Here is a 16,216-nt window from a genome sequence, read left to right on the forward strand (position 1 = left end):
GGCATGAGCGCCGCGCGCTAGCTTGAATGACTCGCTCGCTCCGCTCGCTCATACCGACGGCGTCCAGGCGTCGACGAGGTGGATCTGCAGCCATTGCACCGCGTAGTCCCACCAGCCGGTGAGCAGCGCCAGCCCGATCACGACGAACATCGCGCCACCGACCCGGGTGACCCACTTCTGGTGCCGCCGGATGACCTTGATCGCGCCGAGGGCGCGACGCCAGGCCACCGCGACGACCAGGAACGGCAGCCCCAGCCCGACGCAGTAGAACGCCAGCAGCAGGCCACCCCGGGTGGCGGTGCCGTCGTTGCCGGCGAGATTGAGCATGACCCCCAGGCTCGGCCCGATGCAGGGCGTCCAGCCGACCGCGAAGAGCACCCCCAGTAGCGGCGCCGCGGCCAGGCCGACCGCCGGCACCCGGTGGAAGCGGACATCGCGCTGCAGCATCGGGACCAGCCCCATGAACGCGAGGCCGAGCAGGATCGAGACCACGCCGAGCACGATCGCGATGGGCCGCTCGTAGTCGCGCAGCCACTGTCCCACCGTGCCGGCGGCGATGCCGAGCAGCACGAAGACGGCGCTGAAGCCGAGCACGAACAGCGAGGCGCCGGTCAGCAGCCGGCCCCGGTGCGCCTTGCCCTCGGCGAGGTCCGCGCCGGAGATGCCGGTGGCATAGGAGAGGTAGCCGGGCAGCAACGGGATCACGCACGGCGAGAAGAACGACACCAGCCCCGCGAGGATCGCGACCGGCACCGCCAGCGCGAACGAGCCACCGGAGACCGTCTCTTGGAGCCAATGGGTCATGAGTCGATCTCGCAGGGCCCGGAGCCGTCGGCGCACTCGACCAGTGACTTCACGGTGTATTGGCCGGTGATCTCGCCGGAGACGGTGGCGGCGATCCGGCCTTCGGGGTCGAGCACCACGGTGGCCGGCATGGACCGAGGCAGGCCCTTGAGCGCCAGCAGCACCTTGCCGTCGGGGGCATAGAGGGAGGGGTACGTCGCTCCGGCGCTCCGCTCGAAGGCCAGGCCGTTCGCCACGCTGCTGTCGCGGGTGTTGATGCCGAGGAAGTCCGCCTTGTCGGCCAGCGACTGGTGCGCCTGCTCCAACAGCGGCATCTCCGAGACGCAGTAGCCGCAACCCGACCACCAGACGTTGATGACCACGGACTTGCCGCGGTCGTCGGCGACGTCGTACGACGTACCGTCCAAGGTCGTGCCGGAGATCTCGACCGGCTCGCCGCGCTTGTCGGCCGTCCAGGTGGTGATCGCGCCGTTGCCGGTGATGTAGCCGCCCTTGTTGGTGCCCGACAGGCCGCTGCAGGCCGTCAGCACGGTCGGCAGCAGGAACAGCGGGACGAGGAGGCGACGCATGACTACTCCCTCGAGCCCCCGGAGGAGAACGGCGCCTTGCGGTCCTTGGCCGGGATCAGGTCGCCGGCCGGCTCGCTGTAGCCGACCGCGACGAGTCGGTCGTCGACGAAGTGGAAGGAGGTCAGCGAGCACAGCGTGCACTGGCGGCTGCGCGGGTTGTGGAGGTAGCTGCGGTGCTCGGCATGGAGCCGGGTGGTCCAGATCGGCAGCTGGTGGGAGACCACGACCGCCTCGTGCCCCTCGGCCGCGGCGCGGGCGTCGTGGATCGCGGCCATCATCCGGGCCGCGATCTCGTCGTACGGCTCGCCCCAGGACGGTCGCAGCGGGTTGTAGAGCCTGGTGAAGACCGAGGGCCTGATGAGCGTCCGGAACGGCTTCTTGAAGCTGAGCCCCTCGAAGTCGTTGGCCGACTCGATGACCCGCTCGTCCAGGTGGACCTCGAGGCCGCGAGCGGCGGCGAGCGGCGAGGCGGTCTCCTGGGCGCGCTCCAGCGGGCTGGAGACGAGGTGGACGATGTCGCGCTCGCCGATCTGCTCGGCGACCCGCTGCGCCATCCTCCGGCCGAGCTCGCTGAGGTGGAAGCCGTCGCGGCGGCCGTAGAGGATCCCCTGCGGGTTGTCGACCTCGCCGTGGCGCAGCAGGTGGACGACGGTCTCGGTCATGACTGGGCCTCCGCTGCGGCCATCGCGGCGTCGGGCAGCGCGTCGAGGATCGTCTGCACGGCCTCGTCGTCGTGGGCGGCGGAGAGGAACCAGGCCTCGTAGGCGCTCGGCGGCAAGTAGACGCCGGCGGCCAGCATGGCGTGGAAGAAGGCGGCGTACGCCGCCACGTCGGTGGTGCTCGCCGAGGCGAAGTCGGTCACCGGTCTCTCGGTGAGGAAGACCGAGAACATGGTGCCGGCGGCCTGGATCTGGTGGGCGACGCCGGCCTTGTCGAAGGCGTCACGGACTCCCGCCTTGACGGTCTCGGCCGCCTCGCCGATGTGGGCGTAGACCTCGTCGGTCGCCAATCGCAGCGTGGTCAGGCCGGCGGTGGTGGCGATGGGATTACCCGACAGCGTGCCGGCCTGGTAGACCGGGCCGACCGGGCTCAGGGTCTGCATCACCTCAGCGCGGCCGCCGAACGCCGCAGCCGGGAAGCCGCCGCCCATCACCTTGCCGAAGGTCATCAGGTCGGGCACCCAGCCCTCGGCCTTGCCGTCGAGGCCCCACTGGCCCTCGCGCGAAGCCCGGAAGCCGGTCATCACCTCGTCGGAGACGAACAGCGCGCCGTACCGCTTCGTGATCTCGGCGAGGAAGGCGTTGAAGCCCGGTGCCGGCGGCACCACGCCCATGTTGCCGGGGGCGGCCTCGGTGATCAGGCAGGCGATCCTCATCCCGTGCTCCTCGAACGCCGCCGTCACCGCGGCGGGGTCGTTGTAGGGGAGAACCAGAGTCAGCTCGGTGCTGCTGGCCGGCACCCCCGGGGTGCCGGGGACGGCGAACGTCGCCAGGCCGGAGCCGGCGCTGGCCAGCAGCGCGTCGACATGGCCGTGGTAGCAGCCGGCGAACTTCACCACCACGTCACGGCCGGTGAAGCCGCGAGCCAGCCGGATCGCGCTCATCGTCGCCTCGGTGCCGCTGCTGACGAAGCGAACCTCCTCGACCGGCGTGCGCGCGACGATCTCCTCGGCCAGCTCGACCTCGGGCACCGTCGGGGTGCCGTACGACGTGCCCCGGCTCACCGCCGCCCGCACCGCTGCCTCCACCTCGGGATGGGCGTGGCCCAGCAGCATCGGCCCCCAAGAGCAGATCAGGTCGACATAGCGGTTGCCGTCGACATCGCTCAGCCAGGCGCCCCGAGCGCTCTCGACGAAGCGCGGCGTGCCGCCGACGGCGTTGAAGGCGCGCACCGGCGAGTTGACGCCCCCCGGCGTCACCGCCCGCGCCCGCGCGAACAGCGCCTCGGATGTGGCGGTGGGTTGGCTGGGCACCGGGTCATTCTCCCCGAGCGCCCCCATCCCGACGAAACCGGGGTGGGCCCGCCTCGTGTCTCCCGATCGGCCGGTCTGCGTGGCACGCTACGCCCCGTCCTCTGACCCTTTTGGGTGACGCGATCTGAGGGAACGCCGCAGCGGCTCGGTTCATCGCGTAACTTTGTCGTGATGCACCTCGTTGGGACGTGCATCACATGGGGAGAAGACAAGGGAGTCCCACATGACCGCCACACGTCAGGGTCGCCGGCTGCGGATGGCCAGCGCCCTGGTCCCGCTCGCGCTGCTGTCCGCGGCGTGGACGGTCTCGATCGGCGCCACCGGCGCCCCGCAGGCGACCGCCGGCAACGCGAAGCTGCCCGACGGCACTGCGGTGCCGAGTGCGCCGCTGCAGGTGCCCGCCAGCGTGACCGACGACGCCGCCACCGGCGCGACCGGGGAGTCGTCGTACGAGATGGTCTCGACGGCCAACGCCTCGAGCATCCCCGCAGCCGCGCTGGCGGCGTACCAGCGTGCCGAGACGGTCATCAACCGGGCCGACGCCAGCTGCCACCTGCCGTGGCAGCTGCTGGCCGCGATCGGCCGAGTGGAGTCCAACCACGGCCGGGCCGGCCTCAACGTGCTGGGCGCCGACGGCATCGCCGCGCCGGGCATCTACGGTCCACAGCTCAACGGCGCCGCGGGCACCAGCGTCATCAACGACACCGACGCCGGCCGCTACGACGGTGACGCCCAGTTCGACCGCGCCGTGGGGCCGATGCAGTTCATCCCCTCGACCTGGTCCTCGGTGGGCGTCGACGCCGACGGTGACGGCCAGCGCAATCCGCAGGACGTCAACGACGCCGCGCTGGCGGCCGCGGTCTACCTCTGCTCCGGCGACGACGACCTGTCCCAGACGGACGGCCAGCGTGCGGCGGTGTTCCGCTACAACCACTCCGACTCCTATGTCAGCACCGTTCTCGCGGTGCTGAACGCCTACCTGTCCGGCGACTTCCTGGCCGCCCCCAACGCCACCATCCCGGCCACCTACTTCCAGCCTGACTACACCTCCGTCACCCCGGCCAAGCAGGCGAAGGTCAAGCAGAAGAAGTCCAAGCACACCACCAAGGCCGTCCCGACGACCACGACCACGACGACTCCGGAGACCCAGACGACCACGTCGTCCGGCAGCGACGGCGACTCCGGCAAGGACAAGAGCAAGGACGATCCGGCCACGCCGACCTCGACCGCGACCGCGACCTCGACTCCCGTGCCGTCCATCGACCTACCCACCACCGGCGCCGAGCCGGTCGACCAGGTGCTGACCTACGCGGAGGCGAAGACCCAGTGTCTTGCCGACCTGGGCGTCAGCGCCCTGCCCAACCCGCTCAACCTCGACCTGACGAAGCTGCTCGACGCCAACGGCCTGACCCAGAAGCTCGAGACCTGCATCACCGGCTACACCACCCCCTAGCCCCCTGGTGAGCAGACGCAAACTGACACGCTTGGGCCCGTGAGCAGACGCAAACTGACACCCCAAACCCGGTGAACGGTCGCAAACTGACACCGCCGAGTTCCCGGAGGCCCAAGCGGGCAGCTGTGGGGAGCCGACAACGACGCCTCACCCCTCTTCGTGAGCGGTCGCAAACTGACATCCCCTGAGCTCCTCTGGGTCAGTTCGCGCCCCCACCGTCCCCCGCGTGTCAGTTTGCGACTGTTCACGGGCCCAAGCGTGTCAGTTTGCGGCTGCTCACCGGGTTTGGGGTGTCAGTTTGCGGCTGCTCACCGCGCCACGCAGGTCAGTTTGCGGCTGTTCACCGGGTTTGGGGCGTCAGTTTGGGACTGCTCACCGGTGCTGCAGGAGCCTGGCGGCCTCGGTGGCCCAGTAGGTCAGGATGATGTCGGCACCGGCGCGGCGGATCGAGAGCAGGGTCTCCAGGATCGCCGGCTCGCGGTCGATCCAGCCGTTGGCAGCGGCGGCCTCCACCATGGAGTACTCACCGGAGATGTTGTAGGCAGCGACCGGGATGTCCACGGCGTCGCGGACCTGCCGGAGAACGTCGAGGTAGGCCAGCGCGGGCTTGACCATGACGATGTCGGCGCCCTGCTCGACGTCGAGCAGGGCCTCGCGGACGCCCTCGCGGGCGTTGGCGGGGTCCTGCTGGTAGGTACGGCGGTCGCCCTCCAACGAGGAGTCGACCGCCTCCCGGAACGGGCCGTAGAAGGCGGAGGCGTACTTGGCGCCGTAGGCCAGGATGCCGACATCGGTGCGGTCGGCGCCGTCGAGCGCGGCCCGGATGGCGGCGACCTGGCCGTCCATCATGCCGGAGGGCCCGACCAGGTGTACGCCGGCGGCGGCCTGGGCCAGCGCCATCTCGGCGTAGATCGCCAGCGTCCGGTCGTTGTCGACCCGGCCGTGGTCGTCGAGGACGCCACAGTGGCCGTGCGAGGTGAACTCGTCGAGGCAGAGGTCGGCCATCACGCTGAGCGCGTCCCCGGCCTCCGCGACGGCGTCGGCGATGGCGACGTTGAGGATGCCGTCGGGGTCGACGGCGGCGGAGCCCTGAGGGTCCTTCGACGTCGGCACCCCGAAGAGCATCACCCCGCCGAGACCGGTCTCGGCCGCCTCGGCGACCGCCTTGCGCAGCGAGTCGCGGCTGTGCTGGACGACCCCGGGCATCGAGCCGATCTGGACGGGCTCGGTGGCGCCCTCCCTGACGAACATCGGCAACACCAGTTGACGCGGCTCGATCGAGGTCTCGGCGACCAGCCGCCGCAGCGCCGGCGTCTGGCGCAGCCGCCGGGGCCTGATCACCGGGACGTCCATCGGCCTACTTCGCCCGCGCCCGGCGGGCGGCAGGCTTGCGCTCCGAGGGCTTGGTGACCGGCTGGCCGGCCTCGATCAGCGCGGCCCGCCGGGACGCCCCGAAGTCGGCCAGCGCGACGGCGAGGGCCTCGATCGACGGCGTCGGCGAGAGTACGTCGACGCGCAGGCCGTGCTCCTCGGCGGTCTTGGCGGTCGCCGGGCCGATCACCGCGATCACCGTCGAGGGGTGCGGCTTGCCGGCGATGCCGACCAGGTTGCGGACTGTCGAGGACGAGGTGAAGACGACGGCGTCGAACTTGCCGGTCTTGATCGCGTCGCGGGTCGGCGCCGGCGGCGGCGCGGCCCGAACAGTGCGGTAGGCGGTGACGTCGTCGCACTCCCAGCCGAGGTCGACCAGGCCGGCGACGAGGTTCTCGGTGGCGATGTCGGCGCGCGGCAGGAAGACCCGGTTGATCGGGTCGAGCAGCTCGTCGTACTCCGGCCACACCTCGAGCAGCCCGGCAGCCGACTGCTCACCGGAGGGCACCAGGTCGGGGCGCAGCCCCCACTCCAGCAGCGAGGCGGCGGTCTTGTCGCCGACAGCGGCGATCTTCAGGCCGGAGAAGGCGCGGGCGTCGAGGCCGTACTCGTCGAACTTCTCCCGCACCGCCCGCACCGCGTTGACGGAGGTGAAGGCGACCCACTCGTAGCGGCCCTCGACCAGGCCGCGGATGGCCTTGTCCATCTGCTGCGGGTTGCGCGGCGGCTCGACCGAGATGGTCGGCACCTCCTCGGGCACCGCGCCGTAGGAGCGCAGCCGGTTCGACAGCGCCGGCGCCTGCTCCTTGGTGCGCGGCACCAGCACCCGCCAGCCGAACAGCGGCTTGGTCTCGAACCAGGAGAGGGTCTCGCGCAGCGACACCACCGGGCCGACCACGATGATCGCCGGCGGCGCCATCCGGGCCGCGCGGGCGTCGGCGGCGATGTGCTCCAGCGTGGAGGTGACCGTCGCCTGCTCGGTGGTGGTGCCGACCCGGGTCATCGCCACCGGGGTGCGTGGCGAGCGGCCGTGGCGGATCAGCTCGCGGGCGATGTCGCCGATCAGCCCCACGCCCGAGAGCAGCACCAGGGTGCGGTCGTCGGCGTACTGCGACCAGTCGATCTTCTCCCCACAGGTCACCACGGCGACCTCGCGGTGGTCCTTGGTGGTCAGCGGGATGCCGGCGTACGCCGGGACCGCGGCCACCGACGAGACGCCGGGGACGATCTCGAAGCCGATGCCGGCCTTGGCGATCGCCTGGGCCTCCTCGGGGCCGGAGGCGTAGAGGAACGGGTCACCGGTCATCAGCCGGACGACCCGCACGCCGCGCTTGGCCTGCTTGACCACCACCTTCGCCCGCGCCGCGTGGGTGAGCGGCTGGCCGTCCTCGCCGAAGCCGCCGTCCACCAGCTCGGGGCCCTCGGCCTCGGCGGCGAGCCCGAGCAACGTCCGCACCAGGGCGGCGTGCTCGGCGGCCTCGGTGACGACGACGTCCGCCTGCCTGATCAGCGTCGCGGCGCGCACCGTCAGCAGCTCCGGGTCTCCCGGACCGCTGCCGACGAACGACACCCATCCCCCAGAAGTGCCGGAGTGTTCGGTCCCTCGCGTCATCGCTCTTGCCTTCTACTTGAATGACGCCGTCAGGCGTCGCGTCCTGCTTCGCCCGCCAGGGTGCCGGCACCCTCGGCGAGCATCTCCTTCGCCAACCGCGTCCCGACGCCCGAGGCGTCGGCGAGGCTGCCGGTCGCGGACATCCGCACCGACAACGCCCCGTCGGGTGAGAGCGCCACTGCTCGCACCCACAGCTCGTCCCCGTCCTCGCCCTCGACCACTTCGGCGAGCGTCCCGATCGGCGCCGCGCAGCCACCCTCCAGGGTGGCCAGCAGCGCCCGCTCGGCCTCGACGGTGGCACGGGTATGGGGGTCGTCCAAAATCGCCAGCCGTCCGGCGAGCTCGTCCTCGGCGCGGCACTCGACCGCCAGCGCGCCCTGTCCGGGCGCGGGCAGCACCTGCAGCGGGTCGAGGGTCTCGGTGACCTCCTCGAGCCGGCCGATCCGCGCCAGCCCGGCACGGGCGAGTACGACGGCGTCGAGCTCGCCATCGCGCACCTTCCCGATCCGGGTGTCGACGTTGCCGCGCACCCCGACGAGCTCGATGCCGAGGCCGAGCGCGGCGAGCTGCGCCACCCGGCGCGGCGAGCCGGTGCCGACCCGGGCGCCCACCGGCAGCTCGCCGAGGGTCAGGCCGTCACGGGCGACCACGACGTCGCGCGGGTCCTCCCGCTCGGGGGTCGCAACCAGGGCGACCCCGGCATGGGGGTACGTCGGCAGGTCCTTGAGCGAGTGGACCGCGACGTCGACCTCGCCGGCCAGCAGCGCGTCGCGCAGCGCACTGACGAAGATCCCGGTGCTCGACTGCCCGGTCACCGGGGTGTTGGTGTGCTGCGATCGGTCGCCGTCCGTGGTGATCTCGACCAGCTCGACCTCCTCGCCGAGCCGGTCGCGGATCAGGTCCGCGACCATCCCGGACTGGGTGGTCGCCAGCAGCGAGCGGCGGGTGCCCATGCGAATGGTCACGACCGGCCTCCCAGGCTCCGCGGCTCGCCGCCGGGATCGGTGCGGGTGGCGTCACCGGGGACTCCGGCCCGGGTGACGGCGCTGACCGCCTCGGGGTCGAGCGCGAACAGCTCGGCGAGCGCCCGCTCGTAGGAGATCGCGCCCTGGCCGCCGGCCAGCTCGCGCACTCGCACGGTGGGCTCGTGGAGCAGCTTGTCGGCGACCCGCCGGACCGTCTGCATCACCTCGGCCCGGGTCTTGGCGTCCAGGTCGGGCAGCCGGTGGTCGAGACGCGCCAACTCGGCGTCGACCACCTCGGTGGCCATGCTGCGCAAGGCGACGACGGTGGGGGTGACGCTGGCCTGGCGGCGGGCGGTGAGGAAGGCGGCGACCTCCTGGGCCACGATGCCGCGCACCGCCGCGACCTCCTCGGCGGCGTCGGTGCCGTGCAGCGCCTCGGCGAGCTGGCTCAGCCCGACCAGGGTCACCCCGGGCAGGTCGCCGACCGCGGGGGCGACATCGTGGGGCAGCGCGAGGTCGACGATGACGAGCGGGCCGGTCACCATCTCGGGGGTGACCAGCACCCCGCGGGCGCCGGCGCAGGTGATGACGACGTCGGCCTCGGCGATGCGGTCGGCCAGCTCGTCGAGGGGGGCCGCCGCGCCGTCGTACTCCCCGGCGAGGCTCTCGGCTCTGGCGAGGGTGCGGTTGACGACGGTGATCTCGTCGGCGTCGAGCCGGTGGGCGGTGGCGGTCGCGAGACCGGCCATGGCGCCGGCGCCGACCACGACGACCCGCTTGCCGGCCAGGCCGTCCTCGCCGATAGCGTGCCGCAGCGCGGCGGTCACCAGCGTAGGCGCGGCCCGGTCGATGTCGGTCTCGGCACGGGTGCGCTTGCCGACCCGGAGCGCCTGCTGGAAGAGCGTGTTGAGGGCGGGGCCGACCGCGCCGAGCTCCTGGCCGAGGCGCAGCGCCTCCCGGGTCTGGCCGAGGATCTGGCCCTCGCCGACGGCCATCGAGTCCAGCCCTGCGGCGACCTGGAAGAGGTGGGAGACGGCGCCGTCGTCGTAGTGGACGTAGAGGTGCGGCAGCACCGCCTCGACGTCGGCTCCGGAGCGCTCGACGAGCAGCCGGGAGAGGCTCTCGACGGAGCCGTGGAAGCGGTCGACCTCGGTGTAGATCTCGATGCGGTTGCAGGTCGAGATCACCGTCGCCTCGGTGACGTGCTCGTTGCCGAGTGCCGCGGCGACCAGCTTCTGCGCACTCCCCGGGTCGAGCGCAACCTGCTCCAGCAGCGAGACCGGGGCGGTGTTGTGGGAGATCCCCACCACGAGCACACTCATGCGCTCTCTCCGTGGGCCTTGCGCTGCTCGTGGTAGGCGAGGATCTGCAGCTCGATCGACAGGTCGACCTTGCGGACGTCGACGCCCGGCGGCACCGTGATCACCGTCGGCGCGAAGTTGAGGATGCTGCTGATGCCGGCGGCCACCATCTTGTCGGCGACGTCCTGGGCGGCCAGCGCCGGCACCGAGATGACGCCGATCGCGACGTTGTTGTCGCGCACGATCGCGGTGAGCTGGTCGAAGGGCTGCACCTCGATGCCGGCGACCTCCTTCTCGTGCAGGCCGGGGTCGGCGTCGAGCAGGGCCACCACCCGGAAGCCGCGGCTGCGGAAGCCGGAGAAGTTGGCGAGCGCATGGCCCAGGTTGCCGATGCCGACGATGACGACCGGCCAGTCCTGGGTCACCCCGATCTCGCGGGCGATCTGGTAGCGCAGGTAGTCGACGTCGTACCCCACGCCTCGGGTGCCATAGGACCCCAGGTAGGAGAGGTCCTTGCGGAGCTTGGCACTGTTGACGCCGGCGGCCACCGCGAGATCCTCGCTGGAGCAGGTGCCGATGCCCTGCTCGGCCAGCGTGGTGAGGGCCCGGAGGTAGACAGGCAGCCGCGCGACGGTGGCTTCCGGGATGTCCCGAACGGCGTCGGCCGGTGTCCGTGCGGTCACGTCTACAGCTCTCTCGTTGCCCGGGCGCGCGACGGGGGCCGTCAGGTCCGGACGCGTCGTACGCCGTCGTTCACTGTAGGAGTTTGTGAACGAGAGAACAAACTCGAGCGGGCTACCCCCGCAGCGCGGCTCGGAGGCGGTCGGGCGAGACCCGCCAGAAGTCATGCTGGCGGCCGTCCACGAATGTGACGGGGACCTCGTCGGTGAACCGCTCGCGCAGCTCGGGGTCGGCGTCGATGTCGACCTCCTCGAACCCCTCGCCGAGCTCCTCGCAGACCTGTACGACGACCGCCCGGGCCTGGTCGCAGAGGTGACAGCCGGCGCGGGTGTAGAGGGTGACCCTCACTCCAACAGCCCTAGGCTCCGCCGCCGCTCGATGGTGCGCAGCCGCCCCTTCTGCACCTTGCCGGTGGCGGTGTGCGGCAGCGCGGCGACGACCTCGACCCGGGAGGGCTGCTTGAAACCGGCGAGCCGCTCCGCGCACCGCAACCTGACCCGGAAGGAGAGGTCGCCAGGAGCCGTCGTGGCGGGTACGACGTAGGCGACGACCGCCTCCCCGGTCTGCTCGTCCGGAACGCCGATGACCGCCACGTCGGCGACCCCGTCAACGTCGGCGATCACGTCCTCGACCTCGACCGGATAGACGTTGAACCCGGAGACGATGACCAGCTCCTTGAGCCGGTCGACCAGGGTGAGGTCGCCGCTCGGCGAGAGGAAGCCGACGTCGCCGGTGGACCACCAACCGCCGCCGTCCGGGCCGTCGGCGGCGTCGGGCCAGTAGCCGCTGAACAGGTTGGCGCCACGGATCTGGATCTCGCCGGGGTCGCCCGACTCGGCGGCCGCGCCGGTCTCGTCGACGAGCCGAATGTCCACGCCGGGCAGTGCCGCGCCGACGCTGGTGGGGTCGGGCTGCTGGGAGAGCAGCGTCGAGGTGACCACCGGCGCCGCCTCGGTGAGGCCGTAGCCCTGATGGACCGGGATGCCGGTGCGCTTGGTGAAGGCGGCCACCAGGTCGGGGTCGAGCGGCGCGGAGCCGGAGAGCAGCAGCCGGACCGGGCCGAGCCGCTCCTCCAGCGTGGGGTCCTGCATCCAGTAGGCGAGCACCGGCGGCGCCACCGGCACCACGCTGCAGGCCTCGTCCTCGATCAGGTCCAGGGTGGCGGTGGGGTCGAACCGGTCGACCAGCAGCAGCTTGGCGCGCAGCCGGAGCACCGAGCCGAGCACCGCGTTGAGGCCGTAGACGTGGAAGAGCGGCAACACCCCGAGGACCACGTCGTCGGGATGGATCATCGGCGGCTCGACGGCGGCGACCTGGGCGAGGTTTGCGAGCAGCGCCCGGTGCGACAGCATCGCGCCGCGCGGTCGGCCGCTGGTGCCACTGGTGTAGAGCAGCACCGCCAGCCGCTCCGGGTCGGTCTGCGGCGGCAGCGGACCGCCCGACTCGGCGCGGAGGTCGTCGTAGTGGCGCTCGTCCGCCAGCAGCGTGGCGCCGACGACGTAGACCCGTGGCCGGACGGCCCGTGCCAGCATCTCGGCGTCGACGCGGCCAAGGTCGAGCTCGCCCGCCATGGCCTGGTCGACGTACGTCATCGCCTCGCGGACGGCGGCGACCGCATCGCCGTCGGCGATCACCAGCCGGGAGCCGCTGTCGGCGATCATGCGGGCGATCTCGGTGCCGGTGGCGCGCGGGTTGAGCGGCACCGCGACGGCCTGGACCCGGAGCACGGCGAGGTAGGCGGCGACGAACTCGATCCGGTTGGCGGTCGCGATCGCGACCCGGTGGCCGGCCACGATCCCGGCCAGGCCGAGGCCCGCCGCGAGCCGGTCGGCCTCGTCGTCCAGGCCGGCCCAGGTGAGACTGCGGCCGCCCGCCTCGACGAGGGCGAGCTTGTCGGGCGACTCGGCCGCCGCGAGCCGCAGCAGGTCAGCGACGCCGACAAGGGACATAGGGGCGATCCTAGAGGTTGCGCCAGTAGGTGTCGCCGTCGCGAGCGTCGCGATGTGCGTGCGATGGCGAAGGCCACTTCGTTCAGACCTGGCTGCGAAGGCAGGCTGGAGGCCTGTCGAGCGGCCGCAACGAAGCCAGCGTGCGTGCAGCGCGGCGCGCAGCAGGCGAGACCTGCTGGCGGAAGCTCTGATGCATACGTCGGTGCCTGGGCGACGTGGTCCGTTCGGACTACTGTCTTGCCATGGCGACGCCGAAGAGGAACCTGCAGCGCCGCTCGACGCTGGCCGGCGAGGCGTCGGCCGCCGCGGCGGAGGTGGAGTCTGCGCTGGCCACGCCCGCGGTCAGTGACTCGGCGGCGTTCTTCGACGTGGACAACACCATCATGCAGGGCGCCAGCATCTTCCACCTGGCGATGGGGCTCTACCGCCGCAAGTTCTTCACAACCCGCGAGATCGCCAGTGCGGCATGGAAGCAGGCCTACTTCCGGCTTGCCGGAGTGGAGGACCCCGAGCACATCGCCGACGCTCGCAACTCGGCGCTGGGGTTCATCGCCGGCCACACCGTCGACGAGCTGCGGGTGGTCGGCGAGGAGATCTTCGACGAGCGGATGGCGGATCGGATCTGGCCCGGCACCAAGGCGCTGGCGCAGATGCACCTGGACCAGGGCCAGCGGGTCTGGCTGGTGACCGCCGCCCCGGTCGAGATCGCCGAGGTGATCGCCCGTCGACTCGGGCTGACCGGCGCGATGGGCACCGTCGCCGAGCATGTCGACGGCGTCTACACCGGGCGGCTGGTCGGCGAGATGCTGCACGGCCCGGCCAAGGCGGCGGCGGTCAGTGCGCTGGCGGAGCGGGAGGGGCTCGACCTGGGCCGCTGCTCGGCGTACTCCGACTCCAGCAACGACCTGCCGATGCTCTCCCTGGTCGGCGACCCCTGTGCGGTCAACCCCGATGCCCGGCTGCGGGCCCACGCCAAGGCCAACGGCTGGCGGATCCGGGACTACCGCACCGGCCGCAAGGCGGCCCGGGTCGGCCTGCTCGCGGCGGCCCTCGGTGGCGCGGTGACCGGTGCGGTCGCGACCGGTGCGGCATTGCGCCGCCGTCGCTGAGAACGTGTTGGGGAGCCCGGCGCCAGGACTGTCACCGCGCTGCGACGGGTTTGTGGCTTTCCTGTCGATTTCCCTGGGTACGTCGTATCGTGTGATCTGGCTCATCGGGGGAGCCGGTCTCGTGGGGAGGGATAGTTGCCATGCCTTGGCACGACGGCGATCTGGCGCGCGGCCTCGAGGCCCTGCGCGTCGCCGTCGCGGCCGCGCTGGCTGCAAGCGAGGCGGTCCCGGCCAGTGCCGGCGACGGCTGGCTCATCGCCGAGAGCAGCCCGCTGGCCCACCAGCCCGGCCCGACGAGCGGCCATTCCGGAGACGGCCCCGCCCCGGGCGACAGCAATCTCGCGGCGTCCTCTGAGGAGAACGAGGCCGAGCGGCAGCGGCTGATCGCGCTGGTGGAGCTGGCTCGTCAGGGTGACACCGAGGCGTTCGGCCTGCTCTATGACCACTACAACGGCGCGGTCTACCGGTTCCTCTACTACCGCACCCGCTCCCAGACGCTTGCCGAGGATCTCACCTCGGAGACGTTCTTCCGGGCGCTGCGCTCGATGACCGGCTTCCGCTGGCAGGGCAAGGACTTCGGCGCCTGGCTGATGACCATCGCCCGCAACCTGGCGACCGATCACTTCAAGGCCAGCCGGACTCGGCTGGAGCTGACGACCGAGGACATGGGCGCCCATGACGACGCCGCCGCCGACGGCCCCGAGACCGAGGTCCTAGCGGGGCTGACCAACGAGGTACTGCTCCAGTGTCTGGCCAAGCTCCCCACTGAGCAGCGCGACTGCGTGGTGATGCGCTTCCTGCAGTCGATGTCGATCGCCGAGACGGCGGTGGTGCTGGGACGCAGCGAGGGCGCGATCAAACAGCTCCAGCTGCGCGGCGTGCGCAACCTGGCCAAGCTGATGCCGGAGGGGCTGCGGTGACCACCTCGACCGTAACCTCCCCCGCCCCCGCGTCGTTGGGGCCCACGACAGCGACGGGACGGCCGTGCCCGTCAGGCTGTCGCCTCCCGGAAGGACCTGAATCATGAGCCCGGCGTTCTCGTCGCGCCGCCGCGCCGACCAGTTCGACGCGCTGCTGCGCGGCACCCTCGACGAGGCACCCGCGCCGGAGCTCGCGGCGCTGGCCTCGCTCGCCGGGGAGATCCGGGCGCTGCCCGAGATCGCGCCGCGGCCGGCCTTCGCGGCCTCGTTGCGGGAGCGACTGATGGCCGAGGCGGCGGTGGCGCTCGCCGAGCCGCCTGCCGAGGACGCCGCCGCCGATAACCTGACCCGCAAGCTCACCGTCGGCCATGCCGACACCTCGACCCGCGCCCGCCGCGAGCGCCGCATCGCCATCGCCATCGCGGCCTTCTCCGTCGTCGGCGCGGCCACCGGCACCGCCGCGGCATCGCAGGGCTCGCTGCCCGGCGACACGCTCTACCCGGTCAAGCGGCTCATCGAGGACGCGCACACCTCCCTCAGCTTCGGTGACGGCGCCAAGGGCAGCACGCTGCTCGGCCAGGCCGGCGACCGCCTCGCCGAGGTCGAGAGGCTGCGCGACCGCGCCGACGCCGACCCCGCCGACCTCGAGCGAGCGCTCGACGACTACGCCTCGCAGTCGACCAAGGCCTCCGACCTGCTGCTCGGCGACTACGCCAAGAGCGGCGACCAGGCGACCATCACCCGGCTGCACGAGTTCACTCAGCAGGGCATCACCACCCTCGCCAGCCTCGTCGGCACGCTGCCGGCGTCGACCGACGACGCCCTCGCCTCGGCCACTCAGACGCTGATCGACATCGACCAGGCCGTCAGCCAGGCCTGCCCCGGCTGCGACCTGGGCGGCATCCTCGAACTGCCGTCATCGCTGATGACCCTGGTCGGCGACACCGTCGAGAGCACCGTCAGCGCGCTGACGCCGGTGCAGCCGACCCAGCAGGCTCAGCCGGTCGCGCCCGACCCGGCGGCCGACACCGGCCAGCAGCAGACCGAGGCCGACAGCACGGGCTCGACCTCGGCGCAGACCGACTCGACCACCACCGGCGACAGTGGCGGCAAGACCACCACCAAGCCCAGCACCTCGCCGACCTCCCTGGGCGAGGGTGTCGGTGGCGTCGTCGGCGGCGTGGGCGACGGAGTCGGTGGCGTGGTCGGCGGCGTTGGCGACACCCTGGGCCAGGTGGGTCAGGGCGTCAGCGGCCCGCTGGGCGAGACCGTGGGCGGCCTCGGCGACACCGTCGATGACGTGGGTGACGGCGTCGACGACACTGTCGGCAGCGTGGGTGACACGCTCGGCGGGCTGCTGGGTAGCACCACCACCCCCTGACGCCGAGTCGGCAGAAGTGCAGGCCCCACAACCGCCGAGTCGGCACAAGTGCAGGCCCCACAACCGCCGAGTCGGCACAAGTGCAGGCCCCACAACCGCCGAGTCGGCACAAGTGCAGGCACTCGACCT

General features: G+C 71.9%; 15 protein-coding genes. 4 read left to right on the forward strand and 11 right to left on the reverse strand.

The features are described 5' to 3' along the window. Positions 1-48 precede the first annotated feature (48 nt). Genes QM595_RS16290 through hemL form a run of 4 tightly spaced genes read right to left on the reverse strand, consistent with a single transcriptional unit; the run spans position 49 to position 3,372 of the window. Positions 49-804 (reverse strand): cytochrome c biogenesis CcdA family protein, encoded by a 756-nt coding sequence (locus tag QM595_RS16290; protein WP_415172630.1) that lies wholly within the window; start codon positions 802-804, stop codon positions 49-51. Further along, a complete protein-coding gene (locus QM595_RS16295; protein WP_415172631.1) occupies positions 801-1,373 on the reverse strand; it encodes a TlpA disulfide reductase family protein in 573 nt (190 codons plus the stop codon). Before QM595_RS16295 ends, QM595_RS16290 begins: the two co-directional genes overlap by 4 nt. A 2-nt stretch (positions 1,374-1,375) precedes the next feature. Further along, positions 1,376-2,035 (reverse strand): histidine phosphatase family protein, encoded by a 660-nt coding sequence (locus tag QM595_RS16300; protein WP_415172632.1) that lies wholly within the window; start codon positions 2,033-2,035, stop codon positions 1,376-1,378. After that, positions 2,032-3,372: a glutamate-1-semialdehyde 2,1-aminomutase gene (hemL, locus tag QM595_RS16305; RefSeq protein WP_415172633.1), complete on the reverse strand. Its 1,341-nt coding sequence runs from the start codon at positions 3,370-3,372 to the stop codon at positions 2,032-2,034. The genes QM595_RS16300 and hemL overlap by 4 nt, the downstream gene beginning before the upstream one ends. Before the next feature lie 196 nt (positions 3,373-3,568). Here hemL and QM595_RS16310 point away from each other — a divergent pair, with 196 nt between their 5' ends. Continuing rightward, positions 3,569-4,798 (forward strand): lytic transglycosylase domain-containing protein, encoded by a 1,230-nt coding sequence (locus QM595_RS16310; protein ID WP_415172634.1) that lies wholly within the window; start codon positions 3,569-3,571, stop codon positions 4,796-4,798. 372 nt (positions 4,799-5,170) lie between these two features. Here the strand turns inward: QM595_RS16310 and hemB are convergent, their stop codons facing one another. From hemB to QM595_RS16345, 7 genes are all read right to left on the reverse strand, one after another. Then, positions 5,171-6,151: a porphobilinogen synthase gene (gene hemB / locus QM595_RS16315; RefSeq protein ID WP_415172635.1), complete on the reverse strand. Its 981-nt coding sequence runs from the start codon at positions 6,149-6,151 to the stop codon at positions 5,171-5,173. A 4-nt stretch (positions 6,152-6,155) separates the two neighbouring features. After that, positions 6,156-7,781 carry a uroporphyrinogen-III synthase gene (locus QM595_RS16320; protein ID WP_415172636.1) on the reverse strand — a complete coding sequence of 542 codons (1,626 nt, stop codon included), beginning with the start codon at positions 7,779-7,781 and terminating at the stop codon, positions 6,156-6,158. 29 nt (positions 7,782-7,810) lie between these two features. Next, the gene (hemC, locus tag QM595_RS16325) at positions 7,811-8,734 is read right to left on the reverse strand and encodes a hydroxymethylbilane synthase (protein WP_415172644.1); all 924 of its coding nucleotides are present in this window, start codon (positions 8,732-8,734) and stop codon (positions 7,811-7,813) included. 8 nt (positions 8,735-8,742) lie between these two features. Further along, on the reverse strand, positions 8,743-10,068 hold the full coding sequence (locus tag QM595_RS16330) for a glutamyl-tRNA reductase (RefSeq protein WP_415172637.1): 1,326 nt from the start codon (positions 10,066-10,068) through the stop codon (positions 8,743-8,745). Continuing rightward, positions 10,065-10,730, reverse strand: a complete 666-nt coding sequence (locus QM595_RS16335; protein ID WP_415172638.1) for a redox-sensing transcriptional repressor Rex — start codon at positions 10,728-10,730, stop codon at positions 10,065-10,067. The genes QM595_RS16330 and QM595_RS16335 overlap by 4 nt, the downstream gene beginning before the upstream one ends. A 112-nt stretch (positions 10,731-10,842) precedes the next feature. Further along, positions 10,843-11,076, reverse strand: a complete 234-nt coding sequence (locus QM595_RS16340) for a glutaredoxin family protein (protein WP_415172639.1) — start codon at positions 11,074-11,076, stop codon at positions 10,843-10,845. Next, a complete protein-coding gene (locus QM595_RS16345; protein WP_415172640.1) occupies positions 11,073-12,677 on the reverse strand; it encodes a class I adenylate-forming enzyme family protein in 1,605 nt (534 codons plus the stop codon). The genes QM595_RS16340 and QM595_RS16345 overlap by 4 nt, the downstream gene beginning before the upstream one ends. A 242-nt stretch (positions 12,678-12,919) precedes the next feature. Between QM595_RS16345 and QM595_RS16350 the strand changes: the two genes are divergently transcribed. From QM595_RS16350 to QM595_RS16360, 3 genes are all read left to right on the forward strand, one after another. Further along, the gene (locus QM595_RS16350) at positions 12,920-13,786 is read left to right on the forward strand and encodes an HAD family hydrolase (protein ID WP_415172641.1); all 867 of its coding nucleotides are present in this window, start codon (positions 12,920-12,922) and stop codon (positions 13,784-13,786) included. A gap of 140 nt (positions 13,787-13,926) precedes the next feature. After that, positions 13,927-14,706 (forward strand): sigma-70 family RNA polymerase sigma factor, encoded by a 780-nt coding sequence (locus QM595_RS16355; RefSeq protein ID WP_415172642.1) that lies wholly within the window; start codon positions 13,927-13,929, stop codon positions 14,704-14,706. Between the two features lie 103 nt (positions 14,707-14,809). Next, positions 14,810-16,087, forward strand: a complete 1,278-nt coding sequence (locus QM595_RS16360; protein WP_415172643.1) for a DUF5667 domain-containing protein — start codon at positions 14,810-14,812, stop codon at positions 16,085-16,087. Positions 16,088-16,216: the final 129 nt, after the last annotated feature.

Origin of the sequence: Nocardioides sp. (assembly GCF_047607185.1) — a bacterium.
GTDB lineage: Bacteria > Actinomycetota > Actinomycetes > Propionibacteriales > Nocardioidaceae > Nocardioides.